Here is a 19,555-nt window from a genome sequence, read left to right as displayed (position 1 = left end):
ATGTACTCGCGCCAACAACCCAACAACCCGGTCACATCGTCGACGTGGCGCCGTCGCGCAGCAACCTGGGCCGCCTCCAAAAGATCCGGCGTTAAGACTGAATTTTAACTATTTAAAATCAGTAGCTTAATTGAAGCTTGACAAGAGAGGGCTTGCCCCGATTCGATGCAACAGTCGATGAATATGTCGACTGATACGCCGCCATCGGGAGCAAGCCCCCTCCCACATTTGATTTGTGTTGTTTGGGTAAATTGGATTACTTACCGCCAGTAATCTGCTTCACCAGCTGTGCATGGCCCTTCACATCATCGGCCCTGGAGATCGCCTGGATCACCAGCATCTGGTTGCCGGAACCACTCAACAAAGTGGTATTCAAGGTCTTGCCGCCACCCTGGGTAGCAGTGCTGTCCACTTGGCGCAGGCCGAGGCCCTTGTAGGTGAGTTTCTTCTCGCCCAGTTTCTTGAAGTCAGGCAGGGCAGCGCTTTGGTCCTTGACGAAATCGGCCACGGCGCCATCGAGGAACTGTGGGTCGTTATCCTTGATGGTCGCACCGTCTTTACGCACGGTTTCGGCAACGATCACCACGCTTTTCGTGGTCGGGTTGGCGTACAGGGTGCCTTGGGTATCGGCGGTGCCGTCATCGGCCTTGCCGGAGGGCAGGGCGTCGGCACTGTAGGCCTTGGGCAGGTTGAAGGTGAACTTGCCACCCAGGGTGGAGATCGTCTGCGTGTCTGGCTTGGGGGCCGCGAATACGCTGCCGGCGCTCAGCACCAGGCTCAGCAGCAGTGCGGTCTTGGTGAAAGTGGCCATGAAGCACTCCAGGGATGAACGAAATTGCGATCTATTCTGTCAGAAAATTCGCAACTTCGTTCATCTCCAGCCTCAGACCTTGCCAGACTCTTCCTCAAGCCTGTCCATCTCGAACAGACGTGCCAGCTCTGCCCTGGCTTCCTGGGCGGTTTGCATGACTTTGGCCGCATCGTCATACACCGCGTGTTGGGCGGCGAGCACTTGCTGGTCGTGATTCTTGAAGCGGTTGATGCGTGCATCGGCCTGCGCCTGGGTCAAGCCCAGGCCTACCAGGGTGCGGCGGCTCATTTCCAGGCTGGAATAGAAGGTTTCGCGCACCGGTGAGGCGTCCAGGTCTACCAGCCGGTGTACGTGCTGGCGGTTACGGGCACGGGCGATGATCTTCATGTGCGGATAGAGGTTGCGCACCAGTTCGGCAGTCTTGATGTTGATCTCCGGGTCGTCCATGGCGATGACGAAAAATTCCGCCTGGTCGACCTTGGCCGCATGCAGGATTTCCGGGCGTTGCGGGTCGCCGTAGAACACTGGCATGCCGCCAAAACTGCGGGTCAGCTCGATGGTTTCCACCGAGGTGTCGAGGGCGATAAACGAAATGTTCTGGGCACGCAGGATCCGCGCCACGATCTGGCCCATCCGGCCCATGCCGGCGATGACCACACGGGGGGCGTCGCTCTCGATAGCGCGATATTCCTCCGGCACTTCCACCGGCTTGACCTTGGGCTTGAACAGCTTCGGGCACACCAGCAGCAACAGCGGGGTTACCGCCATTGACAGGGTGATGGTCAGCACCAGCACGTCGTAGAGGTGCGGTTCGAACAAGCCCTGGTCGCGGCCGATCTTGAACACCACGAAGGCAAACTCACCGCCCGCCGCCAGCACCACACCGAGGCGCAAGGCGCTTTCGCGATTGAGGTCGCCCACCATTCGCCCCACGGCATACAGCAGGGGCAGTTTCAGACCGATCAACAGCAAGGTCAGGCCGATCACCACCAGCGGCGTGCTGAACAGCAGGCTGAGGTTGGCGCCCATGCCCACGCTGATAAAAAACAGCCCCAGCAGCAGGCCCTTGAAGGGCTCGATCTGGGACTCCAGTTCGTGGCGGTATTCCGAGTCCGCCAACAGCAGGCCGGCGAGGAAGGCCCCCAGGGCCATGGATACGCCGACCAACTCCATCAGCCATGCGGTACCGATCACCACCAGCAGCGCGGTGGCGGTGGACACTTCGCGCAGGCCGGTCTTGGCGACGATGCGAAACACCGGGCGCAGCAGGTAGCGCCCGCCGATGATCACCACGGCGATACTGCCCAGCACTTGCAACACGTGTTGCAGGCCCTGGGCCTCGGTGGTCGGATGATCGCTGCCGGCCAGCAACGGCACCAGGGCAATCAGCGGGATGGCGGCGATGTCCTGGAACAGCAAGATGGCAAAGGCCAGGCGCCCGTGGGGTTGGTTGAGTTCCTTGCGCTCGGCCAGGCTTTGCAGGCCAAAGGCGGTGGACGACAGCGCCAGGCCCAGGCCCAGCACGATGGCGCTGTTCAGCGACTGGCCAAACAGCCACAACGCCACTGCGCCCATGACCACCCCGGTGAGCAGCACCTGGGCGAGGCCGACGCCGAACACCGCCTTGCGCATTACCCATAGGCGCTTGGGCGACAGCTCCAGGCCGATGATGAACAGCAATAACACCACGCCCAGTTCCGAAAACTGCGCCACGCTTTGCGGGTTGCCGATCAGACCCAGCACCGAGGGCCCGATGATCACACCGGCGAACAGATAGCCAAGCACCGCGCCCAGTTGCAGGCGCTTGGCCAGGGGCACGGTCAGTACGGCGGCGAACAGGAACACCACGGCCGCTTGTAACAGGTTGCCTTCATGGGGCATTGCGAACTCCATTGTTTACTTGGATCAACAGCTGACTGCCCCTACGGGGGGACGGAAGCAGGACGCTATTAAAACTCGTTTTCACATTTTGAAACTTGTATTTCTGTCGCGACAGCCAATGGTTGCTGGCTGTCAGCCTGTTCTTACGCCGGGGTTTACGAAAGTATTAATACCATTTAATTCAATGACTTTTGGATAGCTCTACTAACGTTTCGAAAACTGGATCAGTAGTCACCACGGTCAGGTATTTCGAATTCGATGCGTGTGCAACGTTAACCCAGGGTTTTCACGCATTCATGGACGAAACGCTTGGACCACAAGGAGTAGAACGTGGATAGAAGACTTGCGGCTGCCGTTTCACCTCGTATTTCTGCGCTCGCTCTTGCCATCCGCCTGGGGGTGGCGGGGCTGGTGATGGGCTCGGCGAGTCCTGAAGTGCTTGCCGCCTGTACGCCAGCGAGCCCTACGCCCGGCGCGACGGTTACCTGTACCGGCGTGCCGTCATTGCCGCTGTTCCTCAACACCTTCAGCAGTGCAGTCAACAACCTCACGCTCAACGTCAACGCCGGCGCGCAACTCAACGCGACTCTGGGCGGTAAAGCGTTGACCCTGACTGGCAATAACGCGACGTTGAACAACTCCGGCACCATTGACCCGGCACTACTCGGGTTGGTTTCAGTGCTGAGTGGTGGCGTGGTGATCGGCAATACGGCCGCCAGTGCGTTGAACATCACCAACACCGCCAGCGGAATCATGCGCGGCACCGGTGCGCTGCTCGGGCTTGACCTGGCTTCGCTCGATGGCATGGCCCTGAACGCCACCAACGGCGCAGGCGGTGTTACCACGATCGTCAACAACGGCACCATCGGTTCTTCGTCCTTGCTTGGCTTGAGCCTGTTCACCTCCGACACGCCGGTAGTGGCGGTGCAAGGCGGCGGGCAAGTCAACATGACCAACAACGGCACCCTGACCGGGCGCGTAGCCTTCGAAAGTTCTGCCACCGGCAACACCTTCCTCAACACTGGCACCCTCTCCGGCGGTGTATCGATGGGGGCCGCCAGTACCAACACCTTCACCGCCGTTACCGGTTCGAGCGTGACGGCCGGCGGTGGTATCGGCCTGAGCCTCGGCGGCCTGATCGGGGTGAATCTCACATTCGCACCCACCGGCCAGGTGGATGGCGGCGCCCTGGGCAGCAACACCTTGATCCTGCAGAACACCCTCGGCGCTGGCGGTGGTATTACCGGCACCGGCATGGCGTCGAGCGCCAATTATGTCAACTTCAACAACCTGACCATCAACAGCGGTACCTGGACTTTGCAAGGGCCACTGGTCAGCGGCAGCACCACGCTCAATGGCGGCCTTTCGCAATTCAATAACAACGCCACGTTCGGCAGCGGTGTGCTGACCGTCAACGGCGGGACCATCGAGGCCACCGGCAATGGCCTGACCCTGAGCAACTTGCTGACCCTGGGCACTGGCGGGTTGACAGTGCAGGGTGCCTCGACTGGGCTGACCTTGAGCGGTGTGCTCTCGGGAATCGGTGGCTTGACCAAGGCCGGCAGCGGCCAACTGATCCTCAGCGGTGCCAATACCTACACCGGCGCGACGACCCTGGGCGGCGGCTCGGTGCAACTGGGCAATGACCTGGCGTTGAGCACTGGCGCGGTGACCGTCAGCGCGGCCACCACCTTGCAGGCCCCGGGTACCATCAACCTGGGCAACACACTGGCCCTGAACGGCAACCTGACCACCGACGTGGCTGGCGCACTGACCTTGGGCGGTGCGGTGTCCGGCGCCAGTGGCATCATCCATAGCGGCACGGGCAGCCTGACCCTCAACGGCGACAACAGCGGCTACAGCGGCACCACCAGCCTGGACGCCGGCACCCTGGTGCTGGGCAGTAACACTGCGCTGGGCAGCGGTGGATTGAGTGTGACCGGCGCTGCCAACCTGGACGCTGGCGGCGCGTCGTTACTCACCAATAATGTGAACCTGGGCGCGAATCTGACGCTGACCGGCACCAACCCGCTGACCCTGGGCGGCGTGATGTCCGGCGCCGGCAGCTTGATCAAAACCGGTGCAAGCCTGTTGACCCTGACCGGCAACAACACCCGTACCGGGACTACCGCGCTGAATGCCGGTGGGCTGGTGCTGGGTTCCGCTACTGCGCTGGGCAGCGGAGCATTGAATGCTGCGGCGGGCACCACCCTGGATGCCAGCACTGCGGTCACCCTGGCCAATGCAGTCAACCTGGCGGGCAACCTGGGCATTGGCGGCACGGCCGACCTGACCCTGGGCGGGGTGATCAATGGCGCCGGCAGCCTGACCAAGGATGGCGCGGCCAACCTGATTCTCAACGGCGCCAATGGCTTCCTCGGTGGCACCACCTTGAATGCCGGTAGCCTGATCGCCGGCAGCAACTCGGCCCTGGGCCTTGGCAACCTGACCGTCGGCGGTGCGGCGACCCTGGACAGCAATGCAAGCGTCAGCCTGGGCAACAACATAGCCCTCAATGCGGGGCTGAGTGTGGGCGGCAGCAATGGGCTGACGTTGGGCGGCGTCGTCAGCGGCACCGGTGCACTGGTCAAGGAGGGCGGGGCCAACCTTACCCTCAATGGCAACAACAGCTTCAGCGGCGGTACTACCCTGAATGCCGGCACCCTGACCCTGGGCGATGCCAATGGCCTGGGCAGTGGTGCGTTGACGGTCGGCGGAGCAGCCACCCTGGATAACAGCGCGGCCTTCGGCATCGGCAACGCCATTGCGTTGAATGCCGACTTGAGCATCGCCGGCAACAACGACCTGGCCCTGAACGGTGTGATCAGCGGCGCGGGTGCGCTGATCAAAAATGGCCTGGCTGACTTGGCACTGTCCGGCAGCAACACCTTCACCGGGGCCGTGGATATTCTGTCCGGCAGCGTCACGCTGTTGAGCGCCGATGCCCTGGCCGGCAGTACGGGTGCCAACGTGGCAGCCGGTGCCGCGCTGAACCTGAATGTCGATTCCAGCCTGGCCGGCCTCAGTGGAACGGGCGACGTGGCGGTGGGTGGCGGTTTCAACCTCAGCGTGGGTGGCCTGGGCACCAGCAGTACCTTTGACGGTAGCCTCAGCGGCACAGGTGGCTTGATCAAGGTCGGTACCGGCACCCTGGACCTCACCGGTATCAGCGGCATTACCGGTAACACCACGATCAACGCGGGCACCCTGAACCTCAGCGGCTCCCTGGGCAGCGCCGTGGTCGACGTCAATAGCGGTGGCACCCTCACCGGCAGCGGCTCGCTGTTGGGCGCGGTGAATATCAACAGCGGTGGGCACCTGGCCCTGGGCAGTGGCACCACCTTGTCGGCCGGCAGCTTGAACATGAGTGCCGGCGCGAATATGGATGTGGCCCTCGGCGCACCTTCGCTGACTTCGCTGCTGAACGTTGGCGGCAATGTGAACCTGGCCGGCAACCTCAATGTCAGCGATGCCGGTGGCTTCGGCGCCGGGGTGTATCGGCTGATCAACTACACCGGCGGCCTGTCCGGCGCGTTGAATGTCAACAGCGTGCCGTTGGGTTATGGCCTGGGCGACCTGTTGGTACAAACCGCGATCAGCAATCAGATCAACCTGGTGGTGTCGGCGCCGAACATTCGGTTCTGGGACGGCAGCAACAACGTGGCCAACGGCAGTGTTGACGGTGGCAGCGGCACCTGGACGGCGGGCGGTACTAACTGGACCTCGGCCGACGGCATCCTCAACCAGACCTGGGGCGGCGGTTTTGCGGTGTTCCAGGGCGCGGCGGGGACTGTCAGCGTTGATGGCGCGCAAGCCATGACTGGTATGCAGTTCGTCACCGATGGCTACAACCTCGTCAATGGCACCGGCGGGCAACTGAGTACGGGCAGTGGCAATTTTGCGGTGCGCGTCGACCCGCTGGCGACCGCGACCATTGGCGTCGATATCACCGGGGCGGGCGTGCTGGACAAACTCGACACCGGCACCCTGGTGCTCAATGGTGCCAACAGCTACACCGGCGGCACCTTGCTCAATGGCGGCACATTGGTGGTCGGTGGCAATAGTGCGTTGGGCACAGGCACCCTGACTGCTGCGGCGGGCACCACACTCGACAGCAACACCGCGGCAACGCTTGGCAATGCCATCATCCTTAATGGCAACCTGAACCTGGCGGGTAGCAACGCTCTGACGCTCAATGGCGTGATTGGCGGCGCGGGTGGCTTGATCAAAAATGGCGCGGCCAGCGTAACCCTCGGCGGCAGCAATACCTTCCTTGGCCCGGTGGCCTTGAACGCAGGGGGGCTGGTCCTGGCGGCGAATACAGCGTTGGGCAGCGGCACCTTGAATGGGGCAGGCGGTACCACCCTGGATGCGAGCACTGCACTGACCGTCAACAATGCAATCAACCTGGCGGGCAACCTGGGCATCGGCGGCACGGCCGACCTGGCCTTGGCGGGCGCGATCAATGGCGCCGGCAGCCTGACCAAAGAAGGCGCGGCTAACCTCACCCTCGCGGGCGCCAATGCCTTTCTCGGCGGCACCACCCTGAATGCCGGTACGCTGACCCTGGGCAATGCGACGGCTTTGGGATTGGGCGACCTCACCGTTGGCGGTGCAGCGACCCTGGATAACAACACCGCGCTGACCGTCGGCAATAATGCCGTGTTGAACGCGGCGCTGACGGTGGCCGGCAGCAATGACCTGACCCTGGGTGGCCTGCTTAGCGGCACCGGCTTGCTGGTCAAGGACGGCGCGGCCAACCTGACGCTCAATGGCATCAACACCTATCAAGGCGGCACCAGCCTCAATGCGGGCACCTTGACCCTGGGCACGGCAGCAGCCCTGGGCACCGGCGCCTTGACGGTCGGCGGCGCGGCCACTTTGGGCAACACTACACCGCTGGTGCTGGCCAATGCGGTCAACCTCAATGCCAACCTGAGCGTGGGCGGTGGCAATAACAACCTGACCCTGGCCGGCGTGCTGGCAGGCAGCGGCAGCCTGATCAAATCCGGCACTGCTGACCTGAGCGTGACAGGCAACAACTCGTTCTCGGGCTTGTTCGATGTGCAATCGGGCAGCCTCACCACCCTGGGCAACGGGGCATTGGGTGTCGGCGCCGGCGTCAACCTGGCGAGCGGGACATCCCTGAACCTGGGCGGCAGCGCCAGCCTCGGTGCACTCACCGGCACAGGGCTGGCAACAGTAGGTGCGGGCAACACGTTGAGCGTCGGGGCCAACAACCTCGACAGTGCGTTCGATGGCGTATTGGCAGGCCTCGGCAACTTTGCCAAGGACGGCTCGGGCGCCTTGACCCTCGGCGGCCTCAGCGCGTTGACCGGGGATACCCTGGTCAACGCCGGCAGCCTGCTCGTCAACGGTTCGCTCGCCAGCGCCAATGTGAGCGTGGGCAGCGGCGCGACCCTGGGCGGCACCGGCACCTTGCTGGGTAATGTGACCATCGCCGATGGCGGCCACCTGGCCGTCAACTCGGGCACTACTTTGACCACCGGCTCGTTGCTGCTCAATGCCAACTCCAACCTGGATGCTGGCCTTGGCGCGCCATCCACTGGCGGTACGGCACTGGTGCAGGTCAACGGTAACCTGACCCTGGATGGCACCCTGAATGTCAGTGATATTGGTGGCTTCGGTGCAGGTATCTACCGCCTGATCGACTACACCGGCGGCCTGACCAACAACGGTCTGCTGCTGGGTAGCCTGCCGGTAAACATCCCGGCCTCTGACCTGGACCTGCAAACCGCCATCGGCAACCAGATCAACCTGCTGGTCAACGGCAGTACCAACGTGCAGTTCTGGGACGGCAGCCAAACCAGCGGCAACGGAGCCATCGAAGGCGGCAGCGGCACCTGGAGCGCAGGCGCCGGCAACTGGACCGGCGTCAATGGCGCGTTCGATACAGCCTGGACGCCGAACAGCTTTGCGGTGTTCCAAGGCACTGCAGGCACGGTCACCGTTGACGGTGCGCAAGCCGTCACCGGTTTGCAGTTCGTCACCGACGGCTACAACCTGGCCGGCGGCACGGCGGGTGCCCTGACCCTGTTCAATGGCGTCGGTGGCAACACCGCCGTGCGAGTCGATCCTGGCGTCACCGCCACCCTGGGCGTCACGCTCAACGGCGGCGGCACCCTGGCCAAACTGGACACCGGCACTCTGGTGCTCAACGGTGCGAACAGCTACACCGGCGGCACCGCGCTCAATGGCGGCACCTTGATCGTTGGCAATGACAGTGCCCTGGGCAGCGGCTTGCTGGCCACCGCCAACGGCACCACCCTGGACAGCAATGCCGCGGTCAGCCTGGCCAACGCTGTGGACGTCAACGGCACCTTGACTGTCGGTGGCAGCAATGCCTTGACCCTGGCCGGCAGCGTGGCGGGCACCGGCAGCCTGATCAAGAACGGCATCGCCAGCTTGACCCTCAGCGGCAACAACACCTACGCAGGCGCCACTGCACTGAACGCGGGCGGGCTGATCCTCGCATCCAACAGTGCACTTGGCAGCGGCACCTTGAACGCAGCCGCCGGCACTACCCTGGACAGCAGCACCTTAGTGGCCCTGGCCAACACGGTGAGCCTGGCCGGTAACCTGGGCATTCTGGGCAGCGCCGACCTGAGCCTGAACGGCCTGATCAGTGGTGTCGGCAGCCTGACCAAAAGCGGTGCGGGCAACCTGACCCTCAATGGCGCCAATGCCTATCTCGGCGGCACCCAACTGAACGCGGGGTCGTTGACCCTGGGCAACGCGTCGGCACTCGGCAGCGGCGCCTTGGCGGTCAACGGTGCGGCGACCCTGGACACCAGCACCGCGCTGGCCCTGGCCAACAACACCAGCCTGAATGCGGCATTGACGGTCGGCGGAAGCAACGACCTGAGCCTTGACGGCATAGTGGATGGCGCGGGTTCGCTGACCAAAACCGGTGGCGCCAACCTGACCCTCAACGGCGCCAACACCTACAGCGGCGGAACGGCATTCAATGCCGGTACGCTGACCCTCGGCAACGCCGCGGCCCTGGGCTCTGGCGCCCTGACCGTTGGCGGTGCGGCGAGCCTGGCCAATAGCGCGCCGCTGGTGCTGGCCAATGCGGTCAACCTTAACGGCGACCTTACCGTCGCTGGCAATAACAATCTGACCCTGGCCGGTGTACTCGCCGGCAATGCGGCGCTGATCAAAAATGGCGCGGCAGACCTGCTGCTGACTGGCAACAACAGCTTCAGCGGCCCGCTCACTGTGGCGGCCGGCAGCGTGACCACACTGGGCAATGGCGCGCTGGGCACTACTTCCGGTGTCACCGTCGGCACAGGCGCGAGCCTCAACCTGGGCGGCAATGCCAGCCTCAACAGCCTGGCCGGCAACGGTGTGGTGCAAGTGGCTGGCGGCAGTACGCTGGCAGTGGGTGGCAGTAACCTGGACAACACCTTCGGCGGCTCGCTGGGCGGTGCCGGCAGCCTGGATAAAAACGGCAGCGGTGTACTCAACCTGACCGGCACCAACGGCATCACCGGCGCGGCCAACGTCAACGGCGGCACCTTGAATGTCACAGGTTTGCTGGCCAGCGGTACGGTTGCGGTGAACAACGGTGCGACCCTGGTCGGCAGCGGTGCCCTGGCCGGTGCCGTGACGGTGGCCGACGGTGGCCATATCGGCCTGAACGCCGGCAGCACCCTGTCGGTGGGCTCATTGATACTGGGCGGCGACGCCAATCTGGATGTCGGTCTCGGCACCCCAGTGCTGGGCGGCGGCAGCGGGCTGCTGAATGTCGGCGGCGACCTGACCCTGGACGGCAACCTCAATGTCACCGATATCGGCGGTTTTGGCAGCGGCGTCTACAACCTCATCAACTACGGCGGTGCACTCACCGATAACGGCCTGACCCTCGGCACACTGCCGGGCAGCGTGATCCCGGGCGACCTGCAAGTGCAGACCGCGATCAATAACAAGGTCAACCTGCTGGTCACCGCACCCAACACCACCGTGCAGTTCTGGGATGGCAACAGCCTGATCGGCAACGGTGCCATCGACGGTGGTAACGGTACCTGGACCGCCGGCACGACCAACTGGACCAATGTCGACGGCACGCTCAACCAAAACTGGAACAACAGTTTCGCGGTGTTCCAAGGGGCGGCGGGCACTGTGACGGTAGACGGCACGCAAAACCTCACTGGCATGCAGTTCGTCACCGATGGCTACAACTTGGCCTCCGGCGCGGCGGGTGTGCTCAACCTGGTCAATGGCGGCACCGGCAACACCGCCGTGCGCGTCGACCCGAACGTCACCGCGACCCTGGGCGTGACGCTCAACGGCGCCGGCACCCTGGCCAAGCTCGACAGCGGCACTCTGGTGCTCAACGGCGCCAACGGCTACACCGGTGGCACCGCCCTGAATGGCGGTACGCTGGTGGTCGGTAACAACAGCGCCCTGGGCTCTGGCGCATTGACGGCGGCCGCTGGTACTACGCTGGACAGCAACGCGGCGGTCACCCTGGCCAATGCGGCGGTACTCAACGGCGCCCTGGCGGTGGGCGGCAGCAATGCACTGACCCTCAATGGCGACATCAGCGGCAGCGGCAGCCTGGTGAAAAACGGCGCTGCGACGCTGGCCCTCAATGGCACCAACAGCTACAGCGGCGGCACCGGGCTGAATGCCGGTCAATTGGTGCTCGGCAATAACGACGCCCTGGGCAGTGGCGCACTGACGGTCGGCGGCGCCGCGCAACTGGATGGCGGCACTGACCTGCAACTGGCCAATGCCATCAATCTGGGCGGCCCGCTGAGCCTTACCGGTAGCCATGACCTGGCCCTCAACGGCGTGGTCAGCGGCAGCGGCAGCCTGGTGAAAAACGGTAGCGGCGCCTTGTTGCTGACCGCTGCCAACACCTACAGCGGCGGCACTACGCTCAGCGGCGGCACCACCACCGGCAGCACCAACAGCCTGCAAGGCGCCATCGTCAACAATGCGGCATTGACCTTTGAGCAAGCCACCGATGGCACCTACACCGGCAACCTCACCGGTACTGGCGTGTTGAACAAAACCGGCACCGGCGCATTGCTGCTGACCGACAACAACACCTTTACCGGCACAACCAACGTCAACACCGGCAGCCTGTTGGTCAACGGCACCCTCAACAGCGCTGCGGTGCAAGTTGCCAGCGGTGCAACCCTCGGTGGCAGCGGCACGCTGGGCGGTGCGGTGAACATGGCGGACGGATCGGTACTCAAGGCCGGTGCAGCGACGCCACTGTCGGTGGGTGCGCTGGCCTTATCGTCGGGCACCACCCTGGACTTCGCCCTCGGTGCGCCGGGTGCCTCCAGCACTGCGGTAAATGTCGCCGGCAACCTGACCCTGGACGGTACGCTCAACGTCAGCGATGCGGGGGGCTTTGGGCTCGGCGTGTACCAACTGTTCCGCTACGGCGGCAACTTGACCGATAACGGCGTCACCTTCGGTACCTTGCCAGTCGCCTTGGGCAACGTGAGCCTGCAGACCGCCCTGGCCAACCAGCTCAACCTGGTGGTGCAGACCACCCCTGGGCAGATCCAGTTCTGGAACGGCGGCACCACCAACCCGGATGGCAGCATCGACGGTGGCAGCGGCACCTGGGGCCCAGGCACCAACTGGACCGATCCGACCGGCACCCAGGGCCAGGCTTCCACCAATCAGTTCGCCGTGTTTGGCGGGCAGGGTGGCACCGTGACAGTGGTCGGCAACCAAGGTTTCACCGGCCTGCAATTCCTCGACGCCGGCTACACGCTGGCCGCTGGCGAAGGCGGCAGCTTGAGCCCCACCAATGCGGCCGATGGCAGCCTGGCTGCGGTACGGGTCAACTCCGGCGTGACCACCCAAATCGATGCCCCGCTGGTAGGCGCCGGCGGGATCAACAAGCTGGACTCTGGCACCTTGCTGCTGACCGGTGCCAATACCTACACCGGCGGCACCACGGTCAGTGGCGGTACGCTGGCGGGCACGACCACCAGCCTGCGTGGCAGGATCCTCAACAATGCGCGGCTGCTGTTTGTCCAGCGCACCAACGGGCAGTTCAGCGGCATCCTGAGCGGTACCGGTGCCCTGGTCAAACAAGGCGCAGGCGCGCTGTTGTTGACCGGCAACCAGCCCTTCAGCGGCACCGTGGCGGTGGACGAAGGCGTGCTGCAGGTGGGTAACGCGGCCAATCCTGGCGCAGTGCTTGGCGGCCAAGTCAGCGTGGCCAGCGGTGCGGGCCTGACCGGTAACGGCAGTGTCGGTTCGCTGGTCAACAACGGCTCGGTAACGCCTGACGGCGGCAAGTTGAGTGTGGCTGGCAACTTCACCAACGCCAGCACAGGGGCGCTGAACCTGGTGATCACCCCATCCACCACCGGCTCTCTGGCGGTTGGCGGCACCGCCAACCTGGGCGGCACCTTGAACGTGATCAACCTGGCCCCCTATGCCGGCGCGACCAACTACACGCTGCTGACCGCAGGCGCGGTCAACGGCACCTTCGCCACCACCAACCTGGAGAACCTGGCGTTCCTCAATACCGCACTGAACTACAGCCCGACCCAGGTGGCCCTGGCGGTCAGCCGTAACGACGTCAGCTATGCCAGCGTGGCGGCCACCGGGAACCAGCGCGGCGTGGCGGCGGCATTGGGCAGCGGTGCGGCAGTGGGTGGCGCAGCGGTGCAGAACGCACTGCTTAACGCTGACGTGGCAGGCGCACGTGCAGCCTTTGATAGCTTGTCCGGCGAGATCCACGCCAGCACCGCCAGCGCGATGCTCGAAGATTCGCGTTACGTGCGTGACGCGGTCAACGAGCGTCTGCGCCAACCCGGTTGCTACCGCGAGGACGACCCACGCAATGCCCTGGCGCCAAGCGAAAATCGCCTGACCAGCGCCGGTTGCCACGGTGAGATGGTCGGTTGGATGCGTGTACTCGGCACCTGGGGGCACCTGGGCGGCGACAGCAACACCGCCAAGCTGGACCGCAACCTCAGCGGTTTCCTGCTCGGCACCGACAAACAAGTGGATGACGCCTGGCGCGTAGGCGTGGCTGCCGGCTACACCCGCAGTGACCTGGATGCCAAACGCCGCAACTCCAGCGCCGACGTCGACAGCTACCACCTGATGGCGTACACCGCCTACCAGCAGGAAGCCTTCGCCGCACGCATGGGCGTGGCGTACAGCTGGCATGACATCGAAAGCAAGCGCAACGTGGCCGTGGGCGGCGAGGGCCAACGCCTGAAAGCCGACTACAAGGCACGCAGTGCACAGGTGTTCGGTGAAGTCGGCTACACCATCCAGACCGCCAGCGTCGCCCTGGAACCCTTCGCCGGCCTGGCCTACGTCAACTACGACAGCGACACGATCAAGGAGAAGGGCGGTTCGGCAGCCCTGCGCGGCGATGCCGACCAGGACATCACCTACTCGACCCTGGGCGTACGCATCGGCCAGACCATCACCTTGGGCAACGGCTCGAAAATCACCCCGCGGGGCAGCATTGGCTGGCGCCATGCCTTCGGCGATACCAAGCCTGACGCCGACCTGAGCTTTATCAATGGCGGTGGCTCGTTCAGCACCCAGGGCGTGCCGATTGCCAAGGACAGCGCGGTGGTGGAAGCGGGCCTGGATTACCAGATCAGCCAGAACGGCAAGCTGGGCCTGGGCTATTCGGGTCAGCTCTCACGCAACGACAAGGACCATGCGGTAACGGTCAGTTTCTCCCTCGGTTTTTGATCAAGGCCGAGTTTTTTGAACCGCCCGAAAGGGCGGTTTTTTTTTGAAGTAATACCGGTTCCTGAATGCACAGAGTTTATTGCTCATCCGCCAGGCTGAAGAATGTACACACAATTTGTTCCGGAGCGCGGTTGGCTGGCTAACCAACGTCGACCTAAAGTTATGCCCTTGAGTTTATATTCCTTGGGTGGCATATTTGCATGATCTGGGACATTGAATACACGGATGAATTCGGGGACTGGTGGGGTGGCTTGGATGCAAAGGAGCAATCTTCGGTGGCTGCCAGTGTTGATTTGCTGGGGCTGTTCGGGCCGGGGCTGCGCTTTCCCCATAGCAGCGATATCAAGGGCGCTCGACACGGCAACCTGCGAGAGCTGCGGGTACAGCATGCAGGACGACCTTTCAGAGTGTTGTACGCCTTTGACTTCCGGCGTTGTGCGGTGCTGCTCATAGGTGGCGATAAAACTGCACAGCACCGTTGGTACCACGAGTACGTACCCTTGGCAGAGAAGTTGTACGACGTACATTTAGAAACATTGCGTAAAGAGGGCCGTGACCATGGCTAAAAAATTCGCGGAATTGAAAGCTCGTATGACGCCCGAGTCGCTTGCCGATGCCGAGCAGATACTTCAGCAACATTTGAAAGAAATGCCGCTGCATGAGTTGCGCAAGGCCCAGCAGTTGAGCCAGGCAAGCCTGGCGAAGGCATTGAACATCAATCAGGCGGCGGTTTCGAAGATGGAACGGCGCACCGACATGTACATCAGTACGTTGCGTGACTATATCCGTGCGATGGGCGGTGAGTTGGAAATCATCGCGACCTTCCCAGATGGCCAGGTCAAGATTGACAATTTTGCTTGCTGATACTGATAGAACTACCGTATGCCCGGCCAAGCCGCAATGCCGTTCAGTTAAGCGTATACCGCCCTCTGTAGGAGCGAGCTTGCTCGCGAAAAACGTCAACGATAACGCGTGCTTCCTGAATGAACGCGGCGCCTATGAGTTTTTCGCGAGCAAGCTCGCTCCTACAAAATGCCTTAACTGAACAGCATTACGGCCAAGCCGGGCTTTTTTGCTGTCTGCTTTATAGTGGGATAGTCAAAATTCCAGATTCCTCACATGACTATCTATCGTCATGCACTATCACGCTTGCAGCGCATTTACCGCGGTGTTCCAGCGAAATCTAGAAGACTCCCCAACGCCCTGCCTGGGCAGGTTCAAGGCGGCACCCTCGTTCTGATGGGGCCGAACGCTGGTCAGGATTCACCTTCCTTCTCGGCTTGGTTTGTTACTATCGCCATCCCTTGCCACCAGGAGTCACCGGCCCATGCAACACCAGTGGGATGAAATGCACCGCACCCGCAAGCCCACGTTCGTTCTGTGTGGCGAGCCCCAGGGGGAGGTGCTCAATCTCTATGTCCACGGTTACTCGGCCTTCTTCAACCGCCAGCAGTTGGGCAATTTCAAGGCACAACTGGCAGGTATCGAAGGCTCGACCAACCTGATGTTGTTCTGGCCGGCGGGGCATTTCCTGGAAAACCTGTTTGCACCGTTCAAGGATGTGATCACCTCGATGCTCGGCGGTGGCGGCCTGGGTGCGGCCACGGTGGGGGTGGGCAAGGCGATTGGGTATTTTCTTGACCATTACAAAAGTGTCGAGGCGCGGGTCGATGAAGTGGCCAAGACCTTGTTGCCTGAATTGGCCGGTTACCTGCACGCCGAGTCTCTGCCAGTGCGGCGCATCAACCTGATCGGCCATTCCCTGGGTGCACGTATCCTGGTCAAGAGTCTGCTGGCCAGCCCCGAGATTGCCCGTGAATTGCCGTTGAATAACCTGTTGCTGATGGGCGGGGCGATCTGTACGTCGAGCCCTTGGGGTGACGTGTCGGCGCCGCTCAAGGGCCGGCTGATCAACTGTCATTCGAGCAAGGACTGGGCGTTGGCGATGAAGCCGGATACCGAACGGTGCATCGGCCGTTATGCAATTGACGTAACGCCGGCATTGAAGACCAAGGTCACCAATGTGCACCTGGCCAGCTTCGACCATGCCGCCTACTGGCCGCAGTTGAAGACGGTGGTGCAATACACTGACCTGCTGCAGGAGCGCCGTGGCTTGATCCGCGCCGACCTGCGCAGCAGTGAAGTGCGTTTTGCCGAGGAGGATGGGGACTTGTATCCGGCACTGGTGCAGGCGCGGCCGGAAGAGTTGAAGTTTCTTGCCGAGCTGATGGCGCAAAAACGCAGTGCCTCGATTGATGCCAGCGTGCGCGAACCGCTGAAGCTGGCCATCGAGTTGCAGCGCATGGGCGGCGACAGCTTTATGAACCTGGCCCGTGGCCATGGCGTGGGCTATCGGCAGATTGCCGAAGATGCGGCGCAACGCTTGGGCATCAAGTTTGACGCGGCGCTTGAAAGCGTGGCGCTGGCGGATATCGAAGGGCAAGTCGCAGAAAAGCTCATCGAGCAGTACAAGGACAAGCTCAGCCGCGCCGATCGCCAGGCGTTCGATGCCGAGCTCAAGGCTGCGGCGCAAAAAGAGCAGGGCCTGTTCACCCGCTTCGATGTGGGCCGCTCGGCCACCACCGCCTTGAGCGGCACCGCGCTGGCCGGGCTTACCGGGTTTATCCTGCGCCGGGGTGCGGCCACGGCGATTCCGCTGGTGGGCCAGGCGCTGGCCGCGGCGATGTTGCTGGTCAGCGGCGTCCGGGCGTTTTCCGGCCCGGCGTATTCGATCACCACCTTGGCGGTGTTGGTGATCGGCGTGATTCGCCAGCGCATGGAGCGCGAAGCGCTGAACCAGGAGCTGGACCTGGTGGTGCAAGTGGTGGAAACGTTCGACCTGCCGCGGGACACGGTGATGCGCACGGTCGCGTCCGACTGATAAGCTGCTGCCCATGTCTTGTGTATTTGCCTGGAATACCGTGTGAAATTCAGCCTGCCGAAAATCGCTACCGCCCCGTTCTGCCCGCCGGAAGTGGCCGGCTCCGTCATCGTCGACCCCAAGGCATCGTTTTTCAAACGGATGCTGATGTTCGCCGGCCCCGGCCTGTTGATTTCCATCGGCTACATGGACCCTGGCAACTGGGCGACCGCCATCGAAGCCGGGTCTCGTTACGGCTACAGTCTGTTGTTTGTGGTGCTGCTGGCCAGCCTGGCAGGCATGGCGGTGCAATGCCTGTGCTCGCGCCTGGGTATCGCCACCGGCAAAGACCTGGCGCAACTGTGCCGTGAGCGCTACAGCAAGCGCTCCTCACGGACCCAGTGGCTGTTGGCGGAAATTTCCATTATCGCCACTGACCTGGCCGAAGTGCTCGGTTGCGCCCTGGCGTTTCACCTGCTGCTTGGTGTGTCGCTGACCACCGGCATCGTCATAACAGCCTTTGATACGCTGTTGATCCTGGCCCTGCAAAACCGCGGTTTTCGCCGCCTGGAAGCGATCATGCTGGCGCTGGTGGCGACCATTGGCGTGTGTTTCTTTATCGAGCTGATGCTGATCAAACCCTATTGGCCCGATGTACTCAGCGGTTTCACCCCGTCATTGTCGGCCATCAGCGACGCAGCGCCGTTGTACCTGGCCATCGGCATTCTCGGCGCCACGGTGATGCCCCATAACCTCTACCTGCACACCTCCATCGTGCAAACCCGCCTGGTCGGCAAGGACCTGGCCAGCAAGCAGGATGCGGTCAAGCTGGCGCGTATCGACACCATCGGCTCCCTGGCCCTTGCCTTACTGGTCAACGCGGCGATCCTGGTGCTGGCTGCGGCGGCGTTCTACCAGAGCGGCCATACCGATGTGGTGGAAATCCAGGACGCCTACCACCTGCTCGACCCACTCGTAGGCGGCGCCTTTGCCAGCATCCTGTTCGGTATCGCCTTGCTGGCCTCGGGGCAGAGCTCGACCTTTACCGGCACCATTGCCGGGCAAGTGATCATGGAGGGCTACCTGAACCTGCGCATACCCTGCTGGCAACGACGCCTGATTACCCGCGGGCTGGCGCTGATCCCGGCGTTCCTCGGCGTGTGGCTGATGGGTGACGATGCCATCGGCAAGCTGCTGATCCTCAGCCAGGTGGTCCTGAGCCTGCAGTTGCCCTTTGCGCTGTACCCGCTGATCCGCATGACCGGTGATAAACAGTTGATGGGGCCGTTCGTAAACCGACTGCCCACGCGGTTGTTGGCGTGGTTTCTGTTCGCGGTGATCAGTGGGGCGAATGCGTGGTTGATTGGGCAATGGTTGTTTTGATTGGACATAGCGCTACTGGGGTATGACCTAAACCAACATTGCTAAGGATGTGTATTGGGCAACCTGCGGATCGGCTGTTAGTAGCTTCATTGGTTCACTCATCGCTGTTGCAATAATCAGCCGATCGAAAGGGTCCTTGTGATGATGTTCGAGATCCTTGACTGCAATGGCGTGCTCCGAGGTGATGGGGAGTTCGACGAAACCGCTTTCCAGGCAATACTCACGGATTTCATCCAGGTCTACGGCAAGCTTTCCGACGCCAACTTTGATTGCCATTTCCCAGAATGTTGCCGCACTGACGTAGACGTCTGCGGCATTTTCAATCAGCTTGCGGGTTTTGCCAGATAGTCTGGGGTCATCGTTGAGTGCCCACAGCAGGATATGGGTATCCAGCAGCAGTCTCATGAAGGACTGCCCTCAAATGCATCCAACAAATCGCTGGGCAGCGGTGCGTCGAAGTCGTCAGGGATGACCAGCTTCCCCTTCATTGCGCCAATTCGCCGGCCCTTGGATTTACCGATGGGCACAAGCTGTGCCATTGCACGGCCATGCTTGGCAATGGTGATGACTTTGCCGGCGGCGGCTTCATCGACCAGCTTGGACAGATTGTTTTTTGCCTCACCCAACGCAACGGTAATCATGTGGTCTTCCCCGTGTTTTGGCCAAATATAGCCAAAACTACGGGCGCTATCAAAGACGGCTCGACCACTGGTCAAAGCCGCTCGTTCGGCACGTGATGGCTTGTAATACACGACATCCATGGCGTCTCTCCAAAAAAGAATTCGCCAAAGTCTGCCCCAACGCACCGTGCCCAAAAATACTGGCCCGCAAAATCAGAACGTGCCTACTTTTCCTACGAGGAAATTTCCCTCACCAGTGGCGTGTCTGGAGCGTACCAG

At 62.4% G+C, this 19,555-nt stretch carries 9 protein-coding genes; 5 read left to right on the top strand and 4 right to left on the bottom strand.

Annotated elements, in window-relative coordinates; genetic code table 11:
- Positions 1-256: 256 nt before the first annotated feature.
- Together KVH01_RS23240 and KVH01_RS23235 are read right to left on the bottom strand one after the other, a co-directional pair.
- A complete protein-coding gene (locus tag KVH01_RS23240) occupies positions 257-811 on the bottom strand; it encodes a DcrB/PsbP domain-containing protein (RefSeq protein WP_217883066.1) in 555 nt (184 codons plus the stop codon).
- A 72-nt stretch (positions 812-883) separates the two neighbouring features.
- Entirely contained in the window at positions 884-2,692 is a 1,809-nt protein-coding gene (locus tag KVH01_RS23235) for a monovalent cation:proton antiporter-2 (CPA2) family protein (protein WP_217883065.1), read from the bottom strand.
- Positions 2,693-3,022: 330 nt separating this feature from the next.
- Between KVH01_RS23235 and KVH01_RS23230 the strand changes: the two genes are divergently transcribed.
- From KVH01_RS23230 to KVH01_RS23210, 5 genes are all read left to right on the top strand, one after another.
- Positions 3,023-14,413: an autotransporter-associated beta strand repeat-containing protein gene (locus KVH01_RS23230; RefSeq protein ID WP_217883064.1), complete on the top strand. Its 11,391-nt coding sequence runs from the start codon at positions 3,023-3,025 to the stop codon at positions 14,411-14,413.
- A gap of 200 nt (positions 14,414-14,613) precedes the next feature.
- Positions 14,614-14,979, top strand: a complete 366-nt coding sequence (locus tag KVH01_RS23225) for a type II toxin-antitoxin system RelE/ParE family toxin (RefSeq protein WP_217883063.1) — start codon at positions 14,614-14,616, stop codon at positions 14,977-14,979.
- Positions 14,972-15,277, top strand: coding sequence for an XRE family transcriptional regulator (locus KVH01_RS23220; protein WP_043049511.1), 306 nt, complete (start codon positions 14,972-14,974; stop codon positions 15,275-15,277). The genes KVH01_RS23225 and KVH01_RS23220 overlap by 8 nt, the downstream gene beginning before the upstream one ends.
- Before the next feature lie 463 nt (positions 15,278-15,740).
- Complete coding sequence (locus KVH01_RS23215) at positions 15,741-17,294, top strand: DUF726 domain-containing protein (protein ID WP_217883062.1); 1,554 nt, start codon at positions 15,741-15,743, stop codon at positions 17,292-17,294.
- Between the two features lie 42 nt (positions 17,295-17,336).
- Positions 17,337-18,656: an Nramp family divalent metal transporter gene (locus tag KVH01_RS23210; RefSeq protein WP_217883061.1), complete on the top strand. Its 1,320-nt coding sequence runs from the start codon at positions 17,337-17,339 to the stop codon at positions 18,654-18,656.
- Positions 18,657-18,683: 27 nt separating this feature from the next.
- Here KVH01_RS23210 and KVH01_RS23205 read toward each other — a convergent pair whose 3' ends face one another.
- Both KVH01_RS23205 and KVH01_RS23200 read right to left on the bottom strand, forming a co-directional pair.
- Complete coding sequence (locus KVH01_RS23205) at positions 18,684-19,061, bottom strand: type II toxin-antitoxin system VapC family toxin (RefSeq protein WP_043049514.1); 378 nt, start codon at positions 19,059-19,061, stop codon at positions 18,684-18,686.
- Complete coding sequence (locus tag KVH01_RS23200) at positions 19,058-19,417, bottom strand: type II toxin-antitoxin system Phd/YefM family antitoxin (protein ID WP_225924326.1); 360 nt, start codon at positions 19,415-19,417, stop codon at positions 19,058-19,060. The genes KVH01_RS23205 and KVH01_RS23200 overlap by 4 nt, the downstream gene beginning before the upstream one ends.
- Between the last annotated feature and the right edge of the window lie 138 nt (positions 19,418-19,555).

Origin of the sequence: Pseudomonas khavaziana (genome assembly GCF_019145205.1) — a bacterium.
GTDB classification, from domain to species: Bacteria; Pseudomonadota; Gammaproteobacteria; order Pseudomonadales; family Pseudomonadaceae; genus Aquipseudomonas; species Aquipseudomonas khavaziana.
The sequence above is the reverse complement of the archived record's forward strand: the minus strand, read 5'-3'. Positions and strand labels throughout refer to the sequence as shown.

Bases quoted from the DNA above. Each gene is read 5' to 3' on its own strand.
- KVH01_RS23240 (WP_217883066.1), bottom strand. From the start codon at position 811: ATGGCCACTTTCACCAAGACCGCACTGCTGCTGAGCCTGGTGCTGAGC.
- KVH01_RS23235 (WP_217883065.1), bottom strand. From the start codon at position 2,692: ATGCCCCATGAAGGCAACCTGTTACAAGCGGCCGTGGTGTTCCTGTTC.
- KVH01_RS23225 (WP_217883063.1), top strand. From the start codon at position 14,614: ATGATCTGGGACATTGAATACACGGATGAATTCGGGGACTGGTGGGGT.
- KVH01_RS23220 (WP_043049511.1), top strand. From the start codon at position 14,972: ATGGCTAAAAAATTCGCGGAATTGAAAGCTCGTATGACGCCCGAGTCG.
- KVH01_RS23215 (WP_217883062.1), top strand. From the start codon at position 15,741: ATGCAACACCAGTGGGATGAAATGCACCGCACCCGCAAGCCCACGTTC.
- KVH01_RS23205 (WP_043049514.1), bottom strand. From the start codon at position 19,061: ATGAGACTGCTGCTGGATACCCATATCCTGCTGTGGGCACTCAACGAT.
- KVH01_RS23200 (WP_225924326.1), bottom strand. From the start codon at position 19,417: ATGGATGTCGTGTATTACAAGCCATCACGTGCCGAACGAGCGGCTTTG.